This window comes from Paenibacillus shenyangensis, from assembly GCF_000346635.1.
GTDB classification, from domain to species: Bacteria; Bacillota; Bacilli; order Paenibacillales; family Paenibacillaceae; genus Saccharibacillus; species Saccharibacillus dauci.
In genome coordinates, this window is the sequence record NZ_AOIG01000002.1 from 299000 (window position 1) to 321998 (window position 22999).

The window sequence follows — 22999 nt, forward strand, 5'->3', positions numbered from 1 at the left end:
TAGATGGGTACCATCTATCGGGGTATCAATAGCTGCAGGGTTTACTTCCCTATCAGCTGACGCAGTGCTTCGACTGCCGGAGTTACCGGACGACCAAGCAGCTGTTCAAAGTCGCTGTGATCCGTCTCCAGCTGTCCTTCACGAATTCCCTGCTGAATGCCAACCAGCATGGGCAGCAGGAATTCCGGCAGACCAGCGTTTTTCATTATATCGGCATACGTATTATCATCCACATGCTGCACGGTAACTTCTTTGCCGAGTACTGTGCCGACGGCAGCAGCCAGCTCATCCTGTGTGAGCAGCGGTCCGGACAGTTCATACGTGGTATTCTCGTGTCCGGCTGGAAGTACTGCTGCGGCAGCAGTAGCATAATCATCCTGCGTAGCCCAGCCTACTTTGCCGGAACCGGCTGAAGTCACCCATGGAGCACCCGTCTGTACCGCCTGCACAGTAGATAATTCATTTTCCAGATACCAGTTGTTGCGCAGGAAGGAATACGGAATCCCTGTTGCCAGAATCGCTTGCTCTGTCGCTTGGTGTACTGGCGCCAGCATCAAGCTGCTCTCTTGGGCATTGGTTACACTCGTATACGCAATAAAGCCCACTTTTGCACGAGCTGCCGCTGCGACTGCATCGTTGTGCTGACGGATACGCGTCTCGTTATCCCCATCTGCCGAAATGATCAATAGACGATCTACTCCGGCAAATGCCTGATCCAGCGTAGCTGGCTGATCAAAATCACCATGACGCACATCGACACCCAGTGTGCGCAGATGCTCGGCTTTGGCAGGATTGCGTACACTCACAGCCAGTTCGCTGGCAGGGACGGTCTGCAGCAGCTTTTCAACGATTTTGGAACCCAGTTTACCGGTTGCACCTGTTACTAGAATAGTCATTGTTATTCCTCCTAAATTGATTAACGTTGTCTGTTGTAACCAGTATAGTTACAGTCGGTGGCAATGTCAATCTGTATCGGCAGCAGCAAGACAGCCATCCTCTGCAGAATGACTGTCTTGGTGTAGTATTCTTTTGTGAATAGTCGAAGATATATCGTATTGGATACGGGATCTGAATCCGTACAAAAGTAATGCTGGCACAGCATCTATTAATCGTTATGAATCCGCATCATACCAGATTTCTCAGCTGTTCTATCGCCTGTCTATCTTGGCGTCGAAGCGGAATCGGTCTGCAGCTGCTCCACAGTTGTCCGGATAATCAGCTGCAAAGCCCGTGACATCAGGCTAATCGGAAGAGACGGCAAGGATGGCTTGTGCAGCGCCATCTCGGTCGATGCCGGGAAATGAACAAATCCAGCCAGTACTTCGGAACGCTGCTGCTGCACATAATCGAGAATGCCATACATTGTATTGTTGCAAATAAAGGTGCCGGCTGTATTGGAAATCTCCGCCGGTATGCCGTTCTCTACCAGACGTTCAGTGATGCGTCGGATCGGCAGGGTCGCGAACAATCCATCCTTTCCTCCTTCATGAATCGGTACATCCTGCGGACGGGCATTGCGATTATCCGCATAGCTGGCACTTGGTTCTACACTTTTGATATTAACAGCGATTCGTTCCAGACTGACAGCAGTGCGTCCCTCTGCCAAGCCACAGGCAATAACCGCATCCGGCTGAAATTCCTCAACGGCCTGAATCAGCAATTCTACACACTCGTCATAATGCGTGCGCAGCTCCAGTGTCAGATCAGACCAGTTATGATCAGCGATCACTTCCAGCAAATATTCAGTCGGGTTAATCGTATGTCCGCCAAACGGCTCAAATCCGGATACCAGTATTTTCATCGTGTAGCCTCCCTTGTCATACGTACGGATCATCACTAATTCGCATTAACAGGCCGATATTCCTCTTTTTCCCAGCCGTTTTGGTGACAAAGGCACGTTATTTGTTCTCAATGAGGTCGATCTTCTATTTGACTTTGCGTCGTATTGCGTTATAATTATAATATGTTTGATAAAATATAATTTTGCAAAATAAAAATTGCAGGGAGATGAAATAATGTCGGTATATGATTATTCTGCTGCAACGATTGATAAGCAAGAAAAGCCATTGTCGGATTACCAGGGCAAGGCACTGCTGATTGTGAATACAGCCAGCGGCTGTGGTCTGACTCCCCAGTATGAAGGATTACAAAAGCTATACGATACGTACAAGGATTCCGGATTGGAAGTACTGGGCTTCCCATGCAACCAGTTTATGGGACAGGAGCCGGGCACCGAAGAGGAAATCAAAGATTTCTGCCAGGTGAATTACAGCGTCAGCTTCCCTTTGTTCGCCAAAGTGGATGTCAAAGGTGAAAACGCCCATCCATTGTACCGTCATCTCGTAGACGCTGCACCCGAACCATCACGCACCGGTGATATCGAGTGGAATTTTGCCAAATTCCTCGTAGATCCAAGCGGCAATGTAGTGAAACAGTACCCTTCCCGTCTGGACCCTGCCGAGATTGAAGCCGATATTCAAAAAGTACTGGCTGGCGAAGCCATTTCCTGACGTATTCTTTCCATTTCTGGGTAAATATACTTGGTTGAACATCACCGTCACATAGTCGGTATTTTATACTTATATTCCAATTCAGGAGGATGATGAATCATGGCATTAACATTTACAGATATGGTTACACAAGCTCGTAACAACGTTTCCGGTGTGACTTCCCAGGAAGCACGCGAGAAAATCAACAGCAATCCGAACACACTCGTTATTGACGTACAGGATGCGGCAGATGCCGGTGCCTGCGGTCTGATCCCGAGCGGCGTAAACATCTCCCTGGGCATGCTGCCAATCCGTGCGGATCTGGGTGTACCTGCCGAGCTGCGCGATGAGCGCCTGAGCGATCGCAGCCGTCCGGTTCTCGTAACCTGCGGTGCAGGTGGCCAAGCTGCACTGGGCGCTTACGCACTGAAGCTGATGGGCTTCACCGATGTAGCTTACATCGATGGCGGTACAGCAGCATGGAAACAAGCCGGCTTTGATGTAGAAGAAGCGTAAACCCCTTACGTACTGCATTTCGGCACTCCCTTTAACCCCAATAGATATAAGTCCCCTTGCAGAACACGACTGCAGGGGATTTTTTGTTTTTTTTGGAATAAGGATAATTTTAGAAATTGATATGATCCAGCAGCGGTGGAAACTCGAGGAAGATGGCATCATCAACCGGATCACCTACACCCCCCAAAGTAGAATATGAGCTGGCCGAATATGGCTGGAGTCTACAGCCGATTCTGGATTCCCTCTGTGCATGGGGCAAAGTTCATATTATCCGCGAATACGGAGACACGGTTGATGTGCTCGAAGATACGTATCTCAACACTACATCTTGAAGTGTAAAAATAACCGATCAGAGGCCGGTTAAACTGCTGTTTTTGTTGCATCTTCTCCCCGTTAACAGAATTTAATATCAAACTACTGTTATATGTTTAGCCCTGATAACTAAATGGGTAATGTTTCTCACAGCCGTACGCCATCTACGACAGATCTGCGCTATGAGAGTCATTCGCTCTCTTTCTCTTGCCTGGTCGGCAGATCGTCCGCTTGAATAGAGGAATAAAGGGGATGTATACATGAATCGCAATGTAACAATGATGCAATTTTTTGAGTGGCATGTCGAAGCGGATGGTTCGCATTGGAAGAGGCTGCAGGACATTGCTCCCGAGCTGAAGCAGGCTGGAATCGGAACGCTATGGATTCCGCCGGTTACCAAAGGACATACGCCGCAAGATACCGGTTATGGCATCTACGATTTGTATGATCTCGGCGAGTTTGATCAAAAAGGCGCTGTTGGCACCAAGTACGGTACCAAAAAGGAACTGCTGGATGCTATTGCTGTCTGTCATCGGCTTGGCATGAACGTGTATATCGACCTGGTGATGAACCACAAGGCGGGTGCGGATGAGACGGAAGTCTTTCAAGTGGTCGAGGTCGATCCTAACAATCGGACAGAGGTCATCTCTGAACCTTTTGAGATTGAAGGCTGGACCAAGTTCACTTTTCCCGGACGCGGTGATACGTACTCTACCATGAAGTGGGATCATCATCATTTTAATGGAACCGACTATGATAACCGTGAGGGGCGGACAGGCATTTACCGCATCGCTGACGGAGACAAACAGTGGAACGAGAATGTCGATAACGAATTTGGCAACTACGATTACCTCATGTTCGCGAATATCGACTACAATATGCCGGAAGTGCGCGACGAGATGGTCAACTGGGGCAAATGGATGATCGATACGACCCGCTGCGACGGATTCCGTCTGGATGCGATCAAACATATCAACTACGAATTTATCCGTAACTTTGTCGGTGAGATGATCAGCAAGCGTGGACAGGACTTTTACATAGTCGGCGAGTTCTGGAATCCGGAGCTGGCTGCCTGTCAGGAATTCCTCGATACGGTCGATTACCAGATTGATCTGTTCGACGTGTCCCTGCATTACAAACTGCATGCCGCTTCCACATCGGGCAATTCGTTCGATCTGTCGACGATTTTCAATGATACGCTCGTACAGACTCACCCGACCCATGCCGTGACGTTTGTCGATAATCATGATTCCCAGCCGAATGAAGCGTTGGAGTCCTGGATCGAAGACTGGTTCAAACCGCTGGCATACTCGCTTATTTTGCTGCGCCAGGAAGGCTATCCATGTGTATTCTATGGCGACTATTTCGGTATTGGCGGCGAGAATCCGGTTCCAGGCAAAAAGGAAATGCTGGACTGCCTGCTCTATGCCCGCTATCACAAATCCTATGGTGAGCAGGAAGATTACTTTGATCATCCGAACACCATCGGCTGGGTACGCCGAGGTAGCAGCGAGATCGAGCGTTCTGGCTGTGCAGTCGTAATGACTAATGGCGAAGAAGGCGAGAAACGGATGTTCGTTGGTGAAGAACGTGCCGGCGAGATCTGGATCGACCTGACTCGCAATCGTCAGCATCATGTACAGATCGAGGAAGATGGCTGGGCCAACTTCCCGGTGAATGGCGGCAGCGTATCCGTGTGGACTCTGCCGGAGAACGATCTGACTGAGGATCAAGTAGAAGACTACTATGCGACAGCGCCATGCCTCGCGATTCCGGAAAGCGGTGTGCTGGAAGAAGGTTCCGACCTGCTCAATATCGAGCCAGCCGAGCATGATCCTGCTTCCCAGGCGGAAGAAGTGGCTGACACCGAAGATTCTGCAGAGGAGTCGGAAGACGAGTCCGAAGAGCAAAATCCGGACGAGGCGAACCCAAGTCCGTCTTAAAATAGGAGTTATAACAAGCGAGATAGCCCCAAACGCTATATTTCCCAGCTGAAAAGCATAATAAAATAAACCGTCTACCAGGCTGCTTCTGTCGTTTGGAAAACAGCCGAAAATCCTTCGCCTAAAGAAAGGATTTTCGGCTGTTTGGCATGTTCCAAGCGAATACAAACGCAAGATTTTGGATGTTCAATTATGGTATGTTGGTAACAGTGTATTGCTCATTTTCTCTACATATGAATACGGAGCATCAATACCCGATACAAATAGCGACTATGACTAGTGAGGTGATGGGATGGAGACATTCAAAGATCTGTATAACGATACTTTTTTGCAACAATTCTCGGATAAAATTCAGCTTCATACCGCCCATTTTGAACCGCTGACCTTCTATCAGCATATTCATACGGCAGACTGGGAAGAGCTTGCGTTCAAGCAACGTATTCGGCGGATCAGCGAAGCACTGACTGCTGCTCTGTCCCTGCCCTATGATCAGGCTGCATCCCTGCTGATCGAGATGGCGCCGGATTGCACAGGTATAGAATATTTATTTTTCCCGGATTATGTAGAGCTGAACGGATTGGAACAGGTAGAACTGTCCATGCAGGCATTGGAGCAGCTCACCCGCTATTCCAGTGCAGAGTTCGCGGTACGCCCCTTTATTCTGCAGAATCCCGGGCAGATGCTGGAGCAGATGGACCGCTGGGCCGATCATGACAATGAACATGTCCGCCGCCTTGCCAGCGAAGGTTTTCGGCCGCGTCTGCCATGGTCGTTTCAGCTGAAGATGTTTATTCACGATCCCGAGCCTACGCTGCATGTACTTGAGAAGCTGAAAAGAGATCCTTCTCTCTACGTACGCAAAAGTGTAGCCAATCATCTGAACGATATTGCCAAGGATCATCCCGACCGGATTGCGGCGATTGCCCGCGAATGGCATGGTCAGCATCCGCATACCGACTGGATTATCCGTCATGGATGCCGCACCCTGCTCAAGCAGGATCATCCGGAAGTAATGGATCTGTTTGGTTATCTGCCGAATGAACAGGTACGGGTCGCTGATTTTGCCGTGAGTGTGCCGGAGGTGGCGATCGGTGACGATATTGAACTTTCCTTTACCCTATTCAACGAGGCAGTGTCTGCGCAGAATCTGCGGATTGACTACGAAGTGGATCTAATGAAGGCCAACGGACGCCACGCCGCCAAACGCTTTCGCTGGGTATCCCGCGAGTTCGCTCCGGGACAGCATTTGATGCGCAAAAAGCATTCGTTCAAGCTGATTACCACACGCGTGTATTATCCTGGCGTTCATCATATCCGGCTGTATGTGAATGGCGAGAAACAGGGCGATATTTCCTTTATACTGACGACGCCGGGTAGTTAATAACCGGAACTTGTGGATGAGAGCTAGAAGCATTACACTCTTACCAGCCCGGCATAAAATCATGCAGTTAAAAAGGATAGCCTACCGCATATCGAGGATAGGGATCGCACTCCACATGAGATGCTTTCGGCTATACCTGCTGCAGGGCTTTCAATTGAATACGAGGAGGCACAGGATATGAAAATACAGGTGGAATTAGTCAGAGCCGATGCAGCAGATGCTGCTGCCATTAGGGATTTGATGGTTACAGTGGAACAAGAGGAACGACGCAGATGGTATACCGAAGGATCGGGTCCTTATATTCCCGGCTTTGACTCTGTCGACATGCACCAATACCACCTATGGAATGACAGCTATTTCAAAATCATGGTTCAGCATAGTCTTGTAGGCGTTGTTCTTATTTCCTACACTGGCAGAGAGCATGCTCGTATAGACCGGCTGTATATTGACCCTTCTCAGCAGAATAAAGGCATCGGGTCTGCTGTTATTTCCAGTATAGAAGCCCTCTATCCCCAGGTCCGGTTATGGACGCTGGATACAGATCAGAATAGTCCGCGTAATCATCACTTCTATGAAAAGATGGGCTATCAGCTGGCAGGACAGGATGATAAAGAGCGTTATTATTTCAAAAACATACCTGGAGAAGAGGAAGAAGCTGCATACTATACACGCAGCAGGAATCTTGGTAGTCACAATTTCCGTGATTGCAACTTACATAATACCGACTTTCACGATGTAAACCTGCAAGAGGCCAAATTTACAAACTTGAATATGAGCCATACCTTATTTCAGAACAGCAATTCCAGCTATAATCGATTCACCAATGTGAATTTAAGCCATTCCGTATTCGGAGACTCCAATATGAGCCAGACTGAAATCTGTCATGTCAATCTGGCCGGTGCCTATATTCATGACACCAGTCTGGAGACAGACCATTCCTCCTTGCCGGTAGTCATGGAAAGATGTGATCTTGCCAACAGTACAATAGCAGACTCCAACCTGCGCAATGTAGCGATCGTTAACAGCAATATTGAGGGAATGACTATCGATGGCATCTCTGTTAGCGAACTGCTGGCAACCTACAAAAAACAGCAGGCACCCACTCCATCCCGATTCGAGTAGTTCTGATTGTACCAAAAAGTAGGCACCTCTTTTACAGGTGCCTGCTTTTTCAATATCTATTCGTATACAATTATTCGTTATTTCAGTACTCTAATCCGTTCTTCCAGCGGTTTGAATTCCTTGTCTCCTGCCGGAGCTGTCGGTTTGCCAAATGGCATTTGAGCGATCAGCTTCCAGTTCTCCGGAATATCCCACTCTGCTTTGATTTTCTCATCAATCAGCGGGTTATAATGCTGCAGCGACGCGCCGTAGCCTTCCGCTTCCAGCAGTGTCCAGACTAGATACTGGTGCATCCCCGAGGACTGTTGGGACCAGACCGGGAAGTTATCCTGATACGCCTGGAACTGCTCCTGCATACCACGAATCACGGACTCATCCTCGAAGAACAGGATTGTACCATAACCGGCTTTGAAACTGTCCATTTTCTGTTGGGTCGGCTCGAATCGGTCAGCCGGAACAATTTCCTTAAGAATATTCGTCGTGAAATCCCACAGCTGGTCATGCTTTTCACCCAGCAGGATCATCACCCGGGCACTCTGGGAGTTAAAGGCAGACGGCGTATGCAGTACTACCTGCTCCACGATTTCCTGAATGCGTTCGTCGGATGTTACGGCCTCTTTGCTGATTCCATAGATGCTTCTTCTGTTCTTGATAGCGTTAAGTATGTCTGTCATGCAAATCATCCTCCTTCATATGTGGGTGGATATTGTTCCCTCTTCATACTTAACCAGTCAGACAGAAGAAATATCAGCCACTTACCAAATTAAAGAATTATTACGCAAACAGACACATGCCGCTGCATGGCATGTGTCTGCTGCTGGTAAGAACGTATCAGCAATCCTAGCTGTTTCGCATAGCTTGGATCATCATGATCACTTTGACTGCTTCGGCACGTGTTGTCTGACCGGCAGGGTCAAATGTATTCGCCGATTTGCCGCTCAGGATGCCTGCCTGCTGCATGGCTGCTACTGCACCATGCGCCCATACCGGAATCTTTTTATCATCCACAAAGGTAGTTTTTGGATTGGCTAAAGTGTTACTGTGCAGTGCTGCTGCTGCCATCACAGCCATTTCAGCGCGTGTAATCTGGTCATTCGGACGGAAAGAACCATCCGCATTACCGTGAATCCAACCCTGTCGTACCGCTTCTGCAATCGCTGGCTGGGCCCATGCACCGATCTTTTCTTTATCGGTAAAAGCAAGCGGAGTTCCATTGCCCGGCAATCCCATCGCCTGCAGCAACATAAGTGTAAATTCGGCGCGTGTCACTGCCTGTCCCGGCTTGAATGTGCCATCGGCATAGCCTTTGACAATACCTGCATCCACAGCCTGGCGAATACTCTCTGCTGCCCAGTGTCCCTCAATATCGCTAAAGGATGCAACATTCTTGTCTACTTCCGGCTCAGCCGCTGGCGGAGTATCCGATACGTTACTATTCGGCGACCCGCCTGCTGCCAACACAGCGAATTTGGTAAAATGATTCACCTGCGCCGTGATCTGATTGCCGTCGACACGACTTCCTTCAACCTGTACCCAGCTGCCTGTGCTTTCATTCAGGTAATAGATACCTGGTGTCTGATTCCCCGTTAATTCCGCCGGATCAAAAGTCAGTGTCAGCGTCACCGGAAGATCAAAGTTGCGGGAAACGTTCTTGAGCAGCTCATACACCGGACTCACCGGGCGAGCCCCATTCGTCCACATCTGCTGCGTATCCTTGTCTGTTAGACGACTCATCGATATTCTTAGTTCTTCAGAGGCTGCATTGGCCGGAATAAACAGGCTGATGCCTGTAGTGTTCAGCTGCCCTGAACGCCCAATCGGAATAATCAAACTGCCGCCGTTAGAGATAATTGTCGACACCGTATCGCGGGAACGTTTATTATTATCGTCTTTGTTGTCGATAGGTACCGGCTTTATTGTCCAGCCGGCATACAAGGTCAAATCTCTCGTTACCGGTGTTGTACCAAACTCAAACTGCCGGGATAATGTACCGTCGGTATACCATCCGTCAAAACTGTACCCATCTCTCGTAGGCTGGACAGGCTCTGTTACAGTCCCTTCATATTCCACGAATATAGGAGGTACTTCTGTCCCGCCATAAGTATTGAATGTGACCGTATACGCCTCGGTTACCCATTTGGCATACAGGGTCAGATTGCCGGTAATCGCCGTATGGTTAAAATCAAACGGTGTATTATACGAACGATCCGTATACCAGCCGGCAAACAGATAGCCCGTGCGAGAAGGCGCAGCAGGCTGGACTGCCTTGTCTCCATAATCGACAGACAGATCCGGCACGGCAGAACCGTTATACGTATCAAAACTCACTGTGTAGCTGTTTGTAGTCCAAGCAGCATATAAGGTCACATCGCCAGTCACGACCGCATTGCCAAAAGCAAACGGTACCGTCCGCGCGGCATCTGTATACCAGCCAGCAAAAGTATAGCCATTTTTCACCGGATCAGCCGGTCGGATTACACTGCTTCCATGACGGACAGCCAAGTCGGCAACCACCGAACCTCCATAGGTGTCAAAGCTTACTGTATAACTGTTCAATATCCAGTCAGCATACAACGTCAAATCGCCAGTCACGACCGTGCTGCCAAAAACAAATGGTATCGTCCGTGAAGCATCCGTATACCAGCCAGCAAAATGATAACCGGTACGGGTTGGATCAGCAGGCTTCGCTACTGTTTTACCATACCCCACATGCTGGCTGTCTACAGAGGTACCTTCACTGGAATCAAAGTTTACTGTGTAGGCATTCAATATCCATTTGGCGTACAATGTCTTGTCCGCCTTGATCGCCACTGCACCAAAATCAAACGGTGTTTCCCCTTCCTGATCGATATACCAACCGCCAAAGCTATAGCCGGTACGGGTCGGCGCGGAAGGTTGGACTGCATAAGTGCCGTAGTTCACACGCTGATCTGCTACCAGGGTTCCTCCTTGGCTATCAAAAGCAACAGTGCGCGGGAAATACACACTAAAGGTAACCTTGCTGGTATTGCCTGCACTGTCCGTCACAATGAGCTGGTGCTCTCCTTCTTCCGTAACCGCAGACCCACTGGCAAATGCACTGCCATCCAGTGTAGCTGTGCCTTCATTAAAAGTAATCACCGGACTCGACGAATACAACTGACCATACGTAACACCTGTGACTACCGGTGCCGTCCGGTCAATCGTGAACTGAAAAAATATTGCACCAAAGCTGTTCGTGACCCTCAGCACATAGAGGCCCTCTGCTGTAACCGCTGTTCCACTGGTGTACGGCTGACCATTCAGCAAGGCTGTCGCATTCGTAAATACAGGCGTAACAGATGTATTGTATACTTCCATATCCTGCACACCACCGACTACCGGCGGTTCGGTTTCCTCTACGGTAATCGTTACATTTGCCGCTGAGGTACCGCTGCCATTGACAGCTTCATAAGTGAAGACGTCTGTACCCGTATATGATTTGGCTGGCATATATTGAAAACTACCATCCGTATGAAAATCCAAGGTTCCATGGGCAGGTGACACTACCAGATTTGCCGTGGATGCATTCATATCATTGAAAAGCACTCCGGTGCCCGCAGCAATCAATACTCCATTTTTTCGAACGTTATATTGATCATTATTTGCCATCGGCAGATTGGGGTCCAGTGAAGGATATATACCATTAATCGTTGTGTAGTACTTTAATGTCGTCTGATTGGCATTCAGATTCGGCAGATTAAAGGTAGTCACGTTATTTCCGCCAAATCGGTTACCGAGCAGGCTAAATAGTGCCTGATTTTGATTTATCGGCAGCGAAGCTCCACTGGCTTCCACCAGCCGGGTGACGGATACCGGCTGCGCAAACGAGATTATCGCTCCCAGATACTCTGTATCGGTCACCTGATTATAGTTGGAAAGATCGTTAGATATCAGATAGTGCACATTTTCCTGAGGGTCCGCGAGAGTCGGCAGACGAAAAGTAGTCGTTCCATTTCCGCCAAAATTCGTACCCAATTTGCTGTACAGTGCAGAATACTCTGTAATAGACAATGTCTGCCCATTGGCAGTCAACCAACCGGAAGGAGCAAACGTATACGGGAATAGACGAATTTCACTTAGCATCGCATTTCCGTTACCACCTGCACTTCCATCCCTGTTCGGAAAGATGCCCTGTAGCGCTATGTAGTAGCTCATTCCGCCAGGCGCCTTGGCACGTAGATCCGGCAGTGCAAATGTCGTTTTTCCATCACCACCAAAGTTGTTACCCAGTAGTGAAAATAATGCCGTATTGGATGAGATCGACAGCTGTTGTCCCGCAGCAGATACCCATCCCCGTGGTGCTGACGGGTAAGGAAATAGCTGAATTTCACCCAGATATGGCTCTATCCCTCCTGCAGATACCTGCCGGATCAGTGCGGGCTGATTCAACACACCTACCGAACAGATCAGCAGTACCATCACCATCCATATCTTGCCCAGCACACCAAGCTTTTGTTTACTCATTCGTTCATCCCCTGTTTTCTCTAATTGTATTCATCATTTCATTACGTACTAATGCTGTGCTTCCTCTAATCCTGGACGAGTACGCCTCTATGATGCTCTCAGTGTAAACGATGGTTTACCGAAAGAGAATATATTTTAATTTTGATTTGCTAATATTTTTGTTAATCTGCTTTTTCTTTCTATATGATGTAACAAATATGGATAATGCTCACATAATATGAAGAGAACTTTCTTTCTTTGCCGGGTGGATGATTAGTATTCCCGTCTGATCGTAACGCTCTGTACTGACTGATGCGCTATGGACTAGTAAGCAGGCTGGACAAGCAGTACCGGACATCTGTTTAAGCGGGATCTGGATTCGTTTAATAATCTGTATTGAACCGCAGGATCTACAAGCGATTTTCGTTATATCTATCCCCTGCCCCATGCAGGAAAGGAGGTCAACCGCCATGATCGAAGTTGGATTAACCGGATTCGGGGATCATCCCGAGTTATATGGCAAAATAAAAGCACCCGAGCGGCTGCCTACCTATAGCCAGCATTTTCCGATTGTTGAAATAGACAGTTCATTCTATGCCGTCCAGCCAGTCAAAAATGTAACCAAATGGGTGGAGCAGACACCAGATGATTTTGGTTTTATTTTCAAGGCATATCAGGGAATGACCGGGCATCTGCGTGGCAAAAAGAATTATTTTGATACGAAGGAAGAAATGTTCGAGGCGTTCCATGTATCCCTGAAGCCGGCGATTGATGCAGGCAAGCTGAGGATGGCGCTGTTCCAGTATCCGCCATGGTTTGACTGCAATCGGGACAATGTGGAGACGCTGCGCGAGACGCGCGAGCTGATGAAGGATATCCCGTGTGCTCTCGAATTCCGCAACCAGACCTGGTATATGCCGGAATTCCGCGAGCGTACGCTGGAATTTATGCGCAAGGAAGGCTGGATTCATACCATCGTAGATGAACCGCAGGCCGGAATGGGCTCTATCCCAATTATTACCGCTGCCACTTCTCGTCAGGCGACCTATGTGCGTATGCACGGACGTAATGTAGACGGCTGGCATAAAAGTAGTCATCCCGACTGGCGCAAGCTGCGCTATCTGTACAACTACAATACCGAAGAATTGACCGAGTGGCGTGACCGTCTGCTGCAGCTGCAGGAACAGACCGATCATATCTATATCGTGTTCAACAATAACTCTGCCGGTGATGCTACGCCAAATGCCAAAGAGCTGATCGCCATGCTCGCCGACAAGGATGCATTATCCGACAAACATGATATCAGCAGCATCTGATCCACACTGCACCTTCACACAGTAGCCAGCGGTAGCAAATGAACAACCGATATGTCTGCCGCCCTTTTACTATTGTTATAATTCACAGAAAACAGCTGACTTCACCTTACGAAGCGGCTGTTTTTTGCTGTATATTGAACACTACACAGACGGCCTTCCTCACTTGTTTTTGCCATATCTGATACCTACAACCTGCTTCTATCTGAATTCACATAAATCATTTATCTGTAAGAGTACACATTATTATTCATTTGTGTATATTTATTCATTTTGTATGATTGTTTTATTTTGTTATAACGTCTGCCGTCTCGGTGAGATTAATTAGTTGGGGATAGCCTGTGGATAAATAAATTCAAAAACACGCAATAACGCTACAACTGTATTATTCAGCCTGTAACGTTATTGCGTGTTTTTTGATCGTGAAGGATGATATCTTTTTTGCGCTTATCATGTTCGTTTGCGTCTGATGCTATAGTGTCTCATACTACAAGGCACTCCTTTAATTTCAAGAATGCCCTGATATATCAGTTCCCTCAGTCGGTATTCCCAAAAGGCATCACCTGTGAATTGTTCACTGTATGCCATAGCTTCGGCGATCAGCCTCGGTGCGATCAGAAAGCCTTCTTTTCGGGCAGTCAGAGACTGTAATCGATCCAGCTTTTCCAGCAAATAAGCATCATGATAATCGACCGATACTTCTTGCACATGGTCGGTGTCCCATATGCGCAGCGCGCCGCTTTGCTGGGTGAGCTGCTGCCATTCATTCGATAGTTGCTGGCGCTGACGTGCATCCAGTGAATAATCCGCGTCTATACTTTGCAGAGCCTGCTGCAGTTTGTTCACAGGAATCTCTCCGGAATGATGATAATGCTGTATCCTGTCTTCTGTGTTATATAATTCCTCGCAGATTGCACAGGCATCATATACCGATACAGGATTGGATCTGCTACGCAGCAGGTAGAGGGCATGTCTCATACCAATCTGTTCACAGACATTATCATCTGCCCACACGATAATATGAGCTTGCTCGGGGATCAGCGCCATTGCTGCCAGCAGATCGGTGTAATGCTCTTCCAGCTGTTCGCCATAATGGACACAACCAGCTATATTATCCCTGAACCATTTACTGCGTGCAGATCGTCCTTCTTCTTCGTCCAGATGGTAGATCGGTCCAACTGCATAGTTCTCAGTCAGTACAATCAGCTTGTGCGAAGCAGATAGGTTTTCATTGATTAGGGCAGCCTTCATACTGCCGCCGAGAGAATCGCCACATACAATATGGACATGAGTACAGGAAGCGTCCGGCTTCCAGAGTTCCATTCTTTCCTGAATACCGAGAATCTCTTCATACACGTCGGATACAGCAGACTCTTTCGACTCTTCCTGCTGCTGTCTGATCCCGATCAGCAAGGTAGTCAGATAATGCCGGGCTTGTTCATTTTCCAAACTTTGTACAGCCTGTTGAATAACAAGTACATCCTGTCTGTGCAAATGGAATAACCTCCCTGCTACGAGTGTTTTTCCCATTGTAACAAACCTTATAGGATCAGGACAAAATACGCTTCTGACCGGTCAGTTCCTGAATCGGCTTGATATTCTGTGTGAATTCCAGGGTGCCCATATACGTCCCTTCTGCATCGCGAACCGCAAAGTAGCGAATATATACAAACTTGTCCTTGAGTGGAATCCAGAAATCTTCGTCGTCTTTGCGTCCAGCCTTGAAGTCGGCCAGCAGTTCATTGACGACATGCACGCTTTGCGGCGGATGACAGTTCTGGACAGTACGTCCGATAACCGCACGGGTACGAGCGAAAATGCGTTCTTTACCATGTGAAAAGTAACGTACCACATCATTCTCATCGATAAAGGTCAGATCTACCGGCAGATGATTAAGCATCGTCTCCAGCTGATGAATCGACAGAATACCGGTTCCCATACGAACCAGACCATCCTGCAGCGGCGGCAGACTGCCTTCTTCTAATGCTGAATCTGTTGCTGCTTCCGGTGCAGCGGAAGGATGTTTCATTCCCGGCTCGGGAGCACGTTTGGGAATCCACTCCTGTTCGGGAGAAACGAGACAATAACCGATTTCGGCACTTTCCCGGGCGATCTGTAGCCATTCATCTTCGGTCAGTGTCTCCAGTGCCATCGGTAGCAGGATATGTTCTTCCTTGAAGATCATGTCTGTCACTTCCTGGAGCACCCGCTCCATCAGTCCCAGCAGATCATCGGCAGAAACGGATCGAATCGTAGACTCTGCAGCATCTGTGCGGTACCCTGTCAGCAGAGCTTTGATCTCCTTGATTCCGAGCCGGATACCGTCGTCCACGCCCCACATGACCTGGGTTGGTCCATGAATACCGTACTTTTCCAGAAACGGAAACAACAGATTTTCCTTGCGACTGTAGTGCTTGTCCACATCGTACAGCAGACTCATGTCCTCCAGCAGCTGGATGCGCTGGGCTTCATCAGGTTCGCGGCGGAAGCGATCCATATGCAGGGACAGGGTGAACTGTACCAGACGCTCAATCGCCCGATTTTCCATTTTAAAAGTGTGTACCGGATGACCGGGCTGCTCTTCCGGTGCACCGGCAGCAGGTCGATGAATATCATCGATAGAACCTTTGAACATCTCGGCATGTACGCTGCATAGCCGCTGCACTTCACTGACCGGAATTCCTTCCTCTTCCATCAGCGCCTGCTCCAGCTGTGAAATTTCGGCGACAGAGATATGACCTACAGCTTCACGAAAACGCTCTTTTACGTCATGTACACTTTGACCATCATGCAGTTCCTTGATCAGCTGTTTAAGCACCGTCTGGCGCTGGGCATTTAATATATGTTCAGCAGAAAGATCGCCTTCATGCTGTCCTCTTACTTCACGGTTGTTAATTAACTCGCTCATTGTTCATTTCCTCCCTTATTGGGCACGCATAGGGTATATCCATGCTGTGCAAACACCTGACGCATCTGTTCATGACTGATTCGTTTCAGGGCTGCACCTTTTTCCAGTGTCATCAGGCGTCCGGCAGTCTGCAGCATACCCGGCCGCGTAATATCCGTAAAGCCAATTTCCTGCATGATCGTAATGATATGCGGGTCCCGGGCTGCCAGTTCGGCAATAGGAAGATTCATAGCAATCATTTGGCTCATAGGGCTATCCCCTTTCGCTAAGGCATATGCAGTTCGAAACGCCATATGCTTGTATCTGTACGATATCATGTGGGTAGAGTGGACTTAGTGATTGTAATCACTAAGTAGGTTTCGTCGGCATTCTATAATAAAAACAGAACCACCAACCTGACCCTATATACTATTCATTCCCACTTCCGATAAACGAGACGAGAGGATCGATAACCATGGAACATCAATTATTGAATCAATTTCAAGCTTATGAGAACGAGCGCTTTACCAAACGTATTGTATTCAAGCAGCCGGGAAGTATCGTATTTACGTTGAATTTTGAACCCGGTCAACAGCTTCCTGCCCACCGCCATCCGGGAGCTGATGTCTATATTCTCGTAAGCGAAGGAAAAGGAATTTTCGATTGCGATGGTAACGAGACTGCCGTATCCGCAGGCGATGTGGTTCATGTACAAGGTGATGAGCTAATGTCATATCGCAGCCGGGAGGCAGAACGATCCAGTCTGTATGTGACGCTGGTGAACATTCCCAACCCGGAATATGCGCAGAATCTGGGATAAACGCGTAAATTAGATTAGAATACACCATTGGAATCTTATTGGATCTGAAGATATATACGTATACAAAAAAGACGCAATCTACCTATTTCCATTTATCTAGGAATATGTAGATTGCGTCTTTTATTATGTAAAGGCTCATTTTATATAAGACTCTTTGATTTTCTTCGCACACTATAATATCTCATAGCTGCCGGTATGCCTTGAATTTCCAATATGCCACTATAGATCATTTCCCTGAGGCGATATTCGTAATAGTAATCTCCGATCACATGATCCGAATGCCCGAGGACTTCACCGACTATACGTGTTGCCCTGCAGAATTCATATCCCTCACTATCTGTATAGGTGCTTACTGCATCTAGTCGTCTAAGGATTTCATAATCAAAATAATCAGGAGATACATGCACAATCCGCCCCTTTTCCAGAATACGAAGTACACTTGAATGACTGGATAGTTCGGTCCATTCTGCGGCTAACTGCTGCCGGTATTCGCTACTGAGCACAACTGCATGTTCCATATGATGCAGCACATATTCCATTGCCCGTACTCCAATTTCGCCTGAGTGACGGTATTTACACATACTTTCAGGGTGATCCAGTGTGTATAGGTTTTCTGCTTGGACACAGGGATTGCACCATACTATCTGATTAGGTAGATCTTTCAATAGATAAACAGCGTGGCGCAAGCCAATCTCCTCCACTTCATTATCATCTGCCCAGATGATAACTTGTGCCTCTGGTGTTATACTTGCGACCTGATCCAGAAGTTCCAGGTAGGCCTGTTCTATATCCGACTCGTCGCTGTCGAGATTCTCTGCTTCTGCAATATGGTGTTTAAACCAAGTACTTCGCTGAAATCTGCCCTCTCTCGTATTTAGACAAAGAGGACCGATTGCATAATTTTCATGTAAAACTATTATTTTCTGTTTTGCGAACAACCCATTTGATTCAAGCACCATTTTCATAACACCATAAACGCTATCACCGAACACGATATGAACATGTGTACAGGAAGGATGAATTCCATATAATTCTTCCGGTTCACTGCGCTGCAGCAATTCTTTATACAGACTTAAATAATCTTCCAGCAGATCTGCTGTTGATCCGGTAGGATTCATATGTTGCAAACGATAGGACTGTACCAAAAAGCGTTGCAAATAATGATCCCGTTCTGAAGGACTTAATAGTATGATTGCTTTTTTGATCCGTAGTATATCTTCCATTTCCATATAAAACATCTTCCTTTCTGCAAAAATAAGGCTGCTTCCCATTAAGCATAGCTCAGCGGGAAGCAGCCTGTAAAACAATTCCATTTCAAACCTGTATTCTAACTGAGATAACCAATCTTACGAAATCAGGTCAATAGCCTGCTGAGGTACGAAGGCTTTTTCTCCATTAAAGATAATATTACCTTCCAAACGTACGATTTTACCGTTCAAATCGGCTGTGTTTTTGTACACTGGCAGACGCAGGGTATCGGTGCCTTTGGTTACTACGATAACCGGATTTTTCTCATCACTGTTATCCCATGTTACGGTGGCGCCGCGAGCAGCGAAGCCTTCTTCTGCAGGAACGAACAGACGGTTGGTTACGCTACTCAGATCCAGTCCCATCGCCGACTCCATGTAACGGGCGATATCTGTATTTTCCACAACGCCAGTCAGCTGCTTGCCGCCTGGTGCGTACGAGTACAGTACGACTTCACCACCGGTATGGCCGCCACTGGTCCAACCGATATGTGCACGCTTGCTGATCATCGGCCCGACAACGGAGTTCATGCTGCCTGCTTTGGCTCCACGGATCGCTGCTGTTTCTTCTGCTGTCAGATCTGTAATGCCAAAGAACTCGTTCATTACTTCTGTAATATTGCTGCGGTCACTGTTCAGCTTTTTCTCCAGACCTTCACCGGTCACTTTTGCTTTTTTCAGTGGATCGATAAATGTGGACAATGGCAGCTCGTCGTATGTGCTTGTCGTCTCACGGTCACCGATCGTCAGACCGCCATTACCATGATCCGTTGTCGCAATGACGAGTGTATTCTGGTCTTCCTTGGCGAATTTGAGTGCTTCCGCTACCGCGTCGTCAAATGCATTCACATCACTAATAATACCGACCGGATCATTGGCATGCGCAGCCCAGTCCACTTTGCTGCCTTCCACCATCAGGAAGAATCCATCTTCGTTCTCGGACAGCAGATCTATGGCTTTGGCTGTCATCTCTGCAATACTTGGCTGTTCGACAGGGTTACGGTCCATATCATAATCCATCGCTTTGTCTGCGAACATGCCCCATACTTTGCCGGTATGCGCAGCTTGCAGCTCGGCTGTGTTCGTTACTACGTTATAACCCTGCGTATGAATGACATTCAGCAGGTTCTCGCCATCCTTGCGACCTTCCGGGGTAAAGTACTGCGCACCGCCGCCCAGTACAACGTCGATACCTGCGTATACCTGCTGCTCGCTCAGTGCATCGTAGTTACTGCGATCCGGATAATGGGCGCTAAAGTCTGCCGGTGTCGCATGCATAATCTCGGAAGTGGCGATAATGCCTGTCGATTTGTTGGCCAGTTTGGCTGCTTCCAGTACATTCGCTATCGGTTTCTTGGCATCACCCGGTGCCAGTGCAGGCAGACCCGGCATCGTATTCTGATCCGGCAGTACACCTACATAGCCGGTATGGGATTTGTAACCTGTTGCAAACGCCGTACCTGCCGGTGCGGAATCGGCAATCGCTGCATCAGCGGAGTAGGTACGTACCAGACCGCTCGCCATCTCGTCGAGTGCCAGTGCTTCGCCGCCATTATACCAACGTGCCAGCGTAGTGCCATCCATGCTCATACCGTCAGGGATCAGCATAATCACATTTTTGGCTTTGATCTCCGGCTGTTCCTTGGCTGCAGCTTCTCCTGTTCCTGCTGGCAGTGTGCCGAGCAGCATCGCAGCCGTCAGTACACCAGCACCTACAGGTGATACCATTTTGCGCAGACCTTTTTCCCGGATATTGTTTAACATTAATGATCATCTCCTCATGATTAGCGGTCATTGTTCAATGCCGATGTATGTATCAAACGAGTTGATTGTAACAACCAATAATCAGTGGAATGTACATGTTAAACCCTGCATAATGTAAAAAAAGAAGCGAATTGTTAACCAGAAGTTAACAAAAACGCCTCTTTATAGCAGATTATTCATATGAATTACGTTCATTTTTACAAAGACTGAACAATTCCCTTGTATGTCTCGATCGCTGCTGCCCGTGAGCGCTTCAGATCCACGATCGCATCCGGACGAGGCTGATGAATCTCCTTGATCGATAAATCTTTCAGCTCCGGCAGCCATTGGCGCAGATAATCGCCCTCTGGATCATATTTGGCAGATTGGGTGACCGGATTCACGACCCGGAAATAGGGCGCCGAATTGGCACCCAGTGAAGCGCACCACATCCAATTGCCCCGATTGATAATATTATCGTAATCCAGCAACTTGCGTCGGAAATACTGCTCGCCCAATGTGAACGGACACTGCAGATTTTTGGTCAGGAACATGGCCGAAAGGATTCGCAGACGATTGTGCATACGCCCTGTCTCGTTCAACTGGCGCATGGAAGCATCGATGACCGGAATGCCGGTCTCTCCTTTGTACCAGGCTTCAAAATGGCGATCATCCAGCGCAGACAGATCATACCGCTTTTCATACCGGAAATAATCTTCATCATAGATCGCCTGATACAGATAGAAATCGCGAAAAGCAATCTGGCGAATCCATTCTTCGCTCCCCTGCTCCAGTGATGCCCGGTCATACATCTCCCGTACCGAGACAGCACCCAGCACCACATGCGGATTCAGTCCACTGGATGGATCAATCGCATAATAATCACGTTCTTCGCCATAATCTGCGATCTGCTCTGCCAGAAAATGCTGCAGCAGCGGCGTCGGCTCGTCTGCCGGTCTGTAATCGCCCAGCTCAAACGGGGGCTGAAAACGCTCCGGCCAATCGATAGCTTGCCGGGACAGATTCAGCTGCTGAATAGGAATGGAAGAAGCCGGATTCGGATACTGTGCCAGAAAGTCCAGCCATTTCCGGTGGAAAGGTGCAAATACCTTATAATATCCTTCTTTTCCCGTAAATTCGGCAAAATGTTCCACGTGAATCATCATATGATCTACCAGCAGGGTAAATGCCGCTCCATGCTTGTCAGCAATCTGGCGAAGCTTGCGATCACGCTCTCTCGCGTATGGCGTGAAGTCCCGATGAGCCACTACTTCGTCGATCGACTGCTGCTCCAGTATATAATCCAGTACCTGTTCGGGCTCTCCGTAGGCGATATGCAGCTGATGCCCCTGCTGTTCATACAGCTGCTTCAAGCGCCGCACATGTTGCAGGAAATTCCGTCCGCTATGTTCCTGTTCCCTTCCTCCGCGCAGCAGAAATGGATCGAGAATGAGCAAATGAATACTTTCAGCCTGGGCTTCATGCAGATAATCGAATCCGACAAGATCATGAATACGCAGATCTTTACGGTGAATAAATAATTTCAAAATACGCTTCCTCCCGGTTCACTATATACTCGTTCTCCATGAATATTTGCCTGTTTCCTTATCGATTAAACGTCATTGCATAATGATCTCTATCATCCTGTCTATAGTCTGCCCTGGATGATGATCCGCTCCAGAACAGCTCCAAGCGGCATCTCCGCCATCGAATCCAGACGCAGATCATGATGTTCAAATGGCAGCAGAGACGTGACCGGATTGGGTACAATCGTACAGTGCAGTCCGGCAGCCTTGGCAGCGCGCAATCCATTAAGCGAATCTTCAAAAGCAAGTGCTTCTTCCGGCTTCACTCCCAGCTCATCGGTAACACGCAAATACAGCTCCGGGTCAGGCTTGACCGCAGATACGTCGTCGCTCGTCTTGATCGCTTCAAAATACTCCCGTAATCCCAGCCGACCCAGAAACCGTTCAATCCAGGCACGATTCGAACTGGTTGCAAGCCCGATCCGCAGTCCCATCTCCCGTGCCGTATGCAGATAGTCTGCTACACCTTCACGCGTTTCGATCAGCTGCATTTTTTGCTGATGCAGTACAGATACTTCCTGATCAATTATCCGTCCAATCCCCGGCTTGCCAATCGTCTGTTCCACATAATCGATAAAATCATTACCATGTGTCCCGATACTTGGCGCAAACCGCTCCAGTGTCAGCTCCATCTCATAGCGGCTCAACACTTCCTGATAACATTCGAACCATACACTCTCTGTATCCAGAATCAATCCGTCAAAATCAAAAATGACTGCCTTAATTTTCATTTATATATTGTCCCTCCTGCTCTGCTAGACTGCTGGCTTTTATTGTGGCGAGAAGCCTACGGAATGTCAACCAACTTTCCTTGCTTGTTTAAATAAAGCGACTGAGGGGTAATAAATGACATACCCGGTCGTATTCAATCGATGTTACCGGAAATGTATATTTCATAAAACCTACAATTAGAACAGGAGATGTTAACTATGGATAATCATAAAGATAATGGTCTGGGCGATAAAATCAAAGGTGCAGTCTCCAAAGTAAAAGGCGAAGCCAAAGATCAATACGGTAACGCTACAGACAATGCTTCCCTGCAGGCTGAAGGCAAACTGGATAAAGCAAAAGGCGAAATCCAGCAACGTGTCGGCGAAGCCAAAGATCGCCACTAATTTAATTACTGCCTATAAATAAAAGAGGACATCCGTTAAATAAACTGTACCCTACAAGATG

Annotated in this window: 19 protein-coding genes and 1 pseudogene; 9 read left to right on the top strand and 11 right to left on the bottom strand. The window is 48.0% G+C overall.

The genetic code is table 11. The features are described from left to right. Positions 1-41: 41 nt before the first annotated feature. Together H065_RS0101375 and H065_RS0101380 are read right to left on the bottom strand one after the other, a co-directional pair. Entirely contained in the window at positions 42-896 is an 855-nt protein-coding gene (locus H065_RS0101375) for an SDR family oxidoreductase (RefSeq protein ID WP_017811210.1), read from the bottom strand. A gap of 263 nt (positions 897-1159) precedes the next feature. Beyond that, positions 1160-1801 carry a pyroglutamyl-peptidase I gene (locus H065_RS0101380; protein ID WP_017811211.1) on the bottom strand — a complete coding sequence of 214 codons (642 nt, stop codon included), beginning with the start codon at positions 1799-1801 and terminating at the stop codon, positions 1160-1162. A 214-nt stretch (positions 1802-2015) separates the two neighbouring features. On the opposite strand from H065_RS0101380, the gene H065_RS0101385 reads away from it, so the two are divergent. The 6 genes and pseudogenes from H065_RS0101385 to H065_RS0101410 all read left to right on the top strand — a co-directional run bounded on the left by H065_RS0101385 (position 2016) and on the right by H065_RS0101410 (position 7763). Further along, positions 2016-2510 carry a glutathione peroxidase gene (locus H065_RS0101385; RefSeq protein WP_017811212.1) on the top strand — a complete coding sequence of 165 codons (495 nt, stop codon included), beginning with the start codon at positions 2016-2018 and terminating at the stop codon, positions 2508-2510. 99 nt (positions 2511-2609) lie between these two features. Then, complete coding sequence (locus H065_RS0101390; RefSeq protein WP_017811213.1) at positions 2610-3005, top strand: rhodanese-like domain-containing protein; 396 nt, start codon at positions 2610-2612, stop codon at positions 3003-3005. A 127-nt stretch (positions 3006-3132) separates the two neighbouring features. Beyond that, positions 3133-3337, top strand: a pseudogene (locus H065_RS24945) (winged helix-turn-helix transcriptional regulator); the annotation flags it as partial. A gap of 240 nt (positions 3338-3577) precedes the next feature. Further along, positions 3578-5260, top strand: coding sequence for an alpha-amylase (locus H065_RS24950; RefSeq protein WP_017811214.1), 1683 nt, complete (start codon positions 3578-3580; stop codon positions 5258-5260). A gap of 292 nt (positions 5261-5552) precedes the next feature. Continuing rightward, positions 5553-6641 carry a DNA alkylation repair protein gene (locus H065_RS0101405; protein WP_017811215.1) on the top strand — a complete coding sequence of 363 codons (1089 nt, stop codon included), beginning with the start codon at positions 5553-5555 and terminating at the stop codon, positions 6639-6641. A gap of 177 nt (positions 6642-6818) precedes the next feature. Further along, complete coding sequence (locus H065_RS0101410) at positions 6819-7763, top strand: GNAT family N-acetyltransferase (RefSeq protein WP_017811216.1); 945 nt, start codon at positions 6819-6821, stop codon at positions 7761-7763. A 77-nt stretch (positions 7764-7840) separates the two neighbouring features. On the opposite strand, the gene H065_RS0101415 is transcribed toward H065_RS0101410, so the two are convergent. Continuing rightward, positions 7841-8437: a nitroreductase family protein gene (locus tag H065_RS0101415; RefSeq protein ID WP_017811217.1), complete on the bottom strand. Its 597-nt coding sequence runs from the start codon at positions 8435-8437 to the stop codon at positions 7841-7843. 166 nt (positions 8438-8603) lie between these two features. Beyond that, positions 8604-12248 (bottom strand): InlB B-repeat-containing protein, encoded by a 3645-nt coding sequence (locus tag H065_RS26775; RefSeq protein WP_017811218.1) that lies wholly within the window; start codon positions 12246-12248, stop codon positions 8604-8606. A 449-nt stretch (positions 12249-12697) separates the two neighbouring features. Here H065_RS26775 and H065_RS0101425 point away from each other — a divergent pair, with 449 nt between their 5' ends. After that, positions 12698-13543, top strand: a complete 846-nt coding sequence (locus tag H065_RS0101425) for a DUF72 domain-containing protein (RefSeq protein WP_017811219.1) — start codon at positions 12698-12700, stop codon at positions 13541-13543. Positions 13544-13990: 447 nt separating this feature from the next. Here H065_RS0101425 and H065_RS0101430 read toward each other — a convergent pair whose 3' ends face one another. Genes H065_RS0101430 through H065_RS0101440 form a run of 3 tightly spaced genes read right to left on the bottom strand, consistent with a single transcriptional unit; the run spans position 13991 to position 16696 of the window. Further along, on the bottom strand, positions 13991-15034 hold the full coding sequence (locus H065_RS0101430) for a DUF1835 domain-containing protein (RefSeq protein WP_017811220.1): 1044 nt from the start codon (positions 15032-15034) through the stop codon (positions 13991-13993). Between the two features lie 55 nt (positions 15035-15089). Then, entirely contained in the window at positions 15090-16448 is a 1359-nt protein-coding gene (locus tag H065_RS0101435) for a DUF438 domain-containing protein (protein ID WP_017811221.1), read from the bottom strand. Beyond that, positions 16445-16696, bottom strand: a complete 252-nt coding sequence (locus tag H065_RS0101440) for a DUF1858 domain-containing protein (protein WP_017811222.1) — start codon at positions 16694-16696, stop codon at positions 16445-16447. Before H065_RS0101440 ends, H065_RS0101435 begins: the two co-directional genes overlap by 4 nt. A gap of 206 nt (positions 16697-16902) precedes the next feature. Here H065_RS0101440 and H065_RS0101445 point away from each other — a divergent pair, with 206 nt between their 5' ends. Next, entirely contained in the window at positions 16903-17247 is a 345-nt protein-coding gene (locus tag H065_RS0101445) for a cupin domain-containing protein (RefSeq protein WP_017811223.1), read from the top strand. 140 nt (positions 17248-17387) lie between these two features. On the opposite strand, the gene H065_RS0101450 is transcribed toward H065_RS0101445, so the two are convergent. The 4 genes from H065_RS0101450 to H065_RS0101465 form a co-directional block, all read right to left on the bottom strand. Beyond that, positions 17388-18476 (bottom strand): DUF1835 domain-containing protein, encoded by a 1089-nt coding sequence (locus tag H065_RS0101450; RefSeq protein ID WP_017811224.1) that lies wholly within the window; start codon positions 18474-18476, stop codon positions 17388-17390. Between the two features lie 117 nt (positions 18477-18593). Beyond that, on the bottom strand, positions 18594-20222 hold the full coding sequence (locus tag H065_RS0101455) for an alkaline phosphatase (protein ID WP_026135977.1): 1629 nt from the start codon (positions 20220-20222) through the stop codon (positions 18594-18596). Positions 20223-20455: 233 nt separating this feature from the next. Continuing rightward, positions 20456-21784, bottom strand: a complete 1329-nt coding sequence (locus H065_RS0101460; protein WP_017811226.1) for a cryptochrome/photolyase family protein — start codon at positions 21782-21784, stop codon at positions 20456-20458. A gap of 101 nt (positions 21785-21885) precedes the next feature. Then, positions 21886-22554, bottom strand: coding sequence for an HAD family hydrolase (locus H065_RS0101465; protein ID WP_017811227.1), 669 nt, complete (start codon positions 22552-22554; stop codon positions 21886-21888). Between the two features lie 198 nt (positions 22555-22752). Between H065_RS0101465 and H065_RS0101470 the strand changes: the two genes are divergently transcribed. Next, entirely contained in the window at positions 22753-22938 is a 186-nt protein-coding gene (locus H065_RS0101470; RefSeq protein WP_017811228.1) for a CsbD family protein, read from the top strand. Positions 22939-22999: the final 61 nt, after the last annotated feature.

Coding starts and splice junctions, on each gene's coding strand:
- H065_RS0101470 (WP_017811228.1), top strand. CDS start 22,753: ATGGATAATCATAAAGATAATGGTCTGGGCGATAAAATCAAAGGTGCA.
- H065_RS0101455 (WP_026135977.1), bottom strand. CDS start 20,222: ATGGTATCACCTGTAGGTGCTGGTGTACTGACGGCTGCGATGCTGCTC.
- H065_RS0101380 (WP_017811211.1), bottom strand. CDS start 1,801: ATGAAAATACTGGTATCCGGATTTGAGCCGTTTGGCGGACATACGATT.
- H065_RS24950 (WP_017811214.1), top strand. CDS start 3,578: ATGAATCGCAATGTAACAATGATGCAATTTTTTGAGTGGCATGTCGAA.
- H065_RS0101410 (WP_017811216.1), top strand. CDS start 6,819: ATGAAAATACAGGTGGAATTAGTCAGAGCCGATGCAGCAGATGCTGCT.
- H065_RS0101375 (WP_017811210.1), bottom strand. CDS start 896: ATGACTATTCTAGTAACAGGTGCAACCGGTAAACTGGGTTCCAAAATC.
- H065_RS0101445 (WP_017811223.1), top strand. CDS start 16,903: ATGGAACATCAATTATTGAATCAATTTCAAGCTTATGAGAACGAGCGC.
- H065_RS0101385 (WP_017811212.1), top strand. CDS start 2,016: ATGTCGGTATATGATTATTCTGCTGCAACGATTGATAAGCAAGAAAAG.
- H065_RS0101435 (WP_017811221.1), bottom strand. CDS start 16,448: ATGAGCGAGTTAATTAACAACCGTGAAGTAAGAGGACAGCATGAAGGC.
- H065_RS0101425 (WP_017811219.1), top strand. CDS start 12,698: ATGATCGAAGTTGGATTAACCGGATTCGGGGATCATCCCGAGTTATAT.
- H065_RS0101405 (WP_017811215.1), top strand. CDS start 5,553: ATGGAGACATTCAAAGATCTGTATAACGATACTTTTTTGCAACAATTC.
- H065_RS0101440 (WP_017811222.1), bottom strand. CDS start 16,696: ATGAGCCAAATGATTGCTATGAATCTTCCTATTGCCGAACTGGCAGCC.
- H065_RS0101465 (WP_017811227.1), bottom strand. CDS start 22,554: ATGAAAATTAAGGCAGTCATTTTTGATTTTGACGGATTGATTCTGGAT.
- H065_RS0101450 (WP_017811224.1), bottom strand. CDS start 18,476: ATGGAAATGGAAGATATACTACGGATCAAAAAAGCAATCATACTATTA.
- H065_RS0101390 (WP_017811213.1), top strand. CDS start 2,610: ATGGCATTAACATTTACAGATATGGTTACACAAGCTCGTAACAACGTT.
- H065_RS26775 (WP_017811218.1), bottom strand. CDS start 12,248: ATGAGTAAACAAAAGCTTGGTGTGCTGGGCAAGATATGGATGGTGATG.
- H065_RS0101415 (WP_017811217.1), bottom strand. CDS start 8,437: ATGACAGACATACTTAACGCTATCAAGAACAGAAGAAGCATCTATGGA.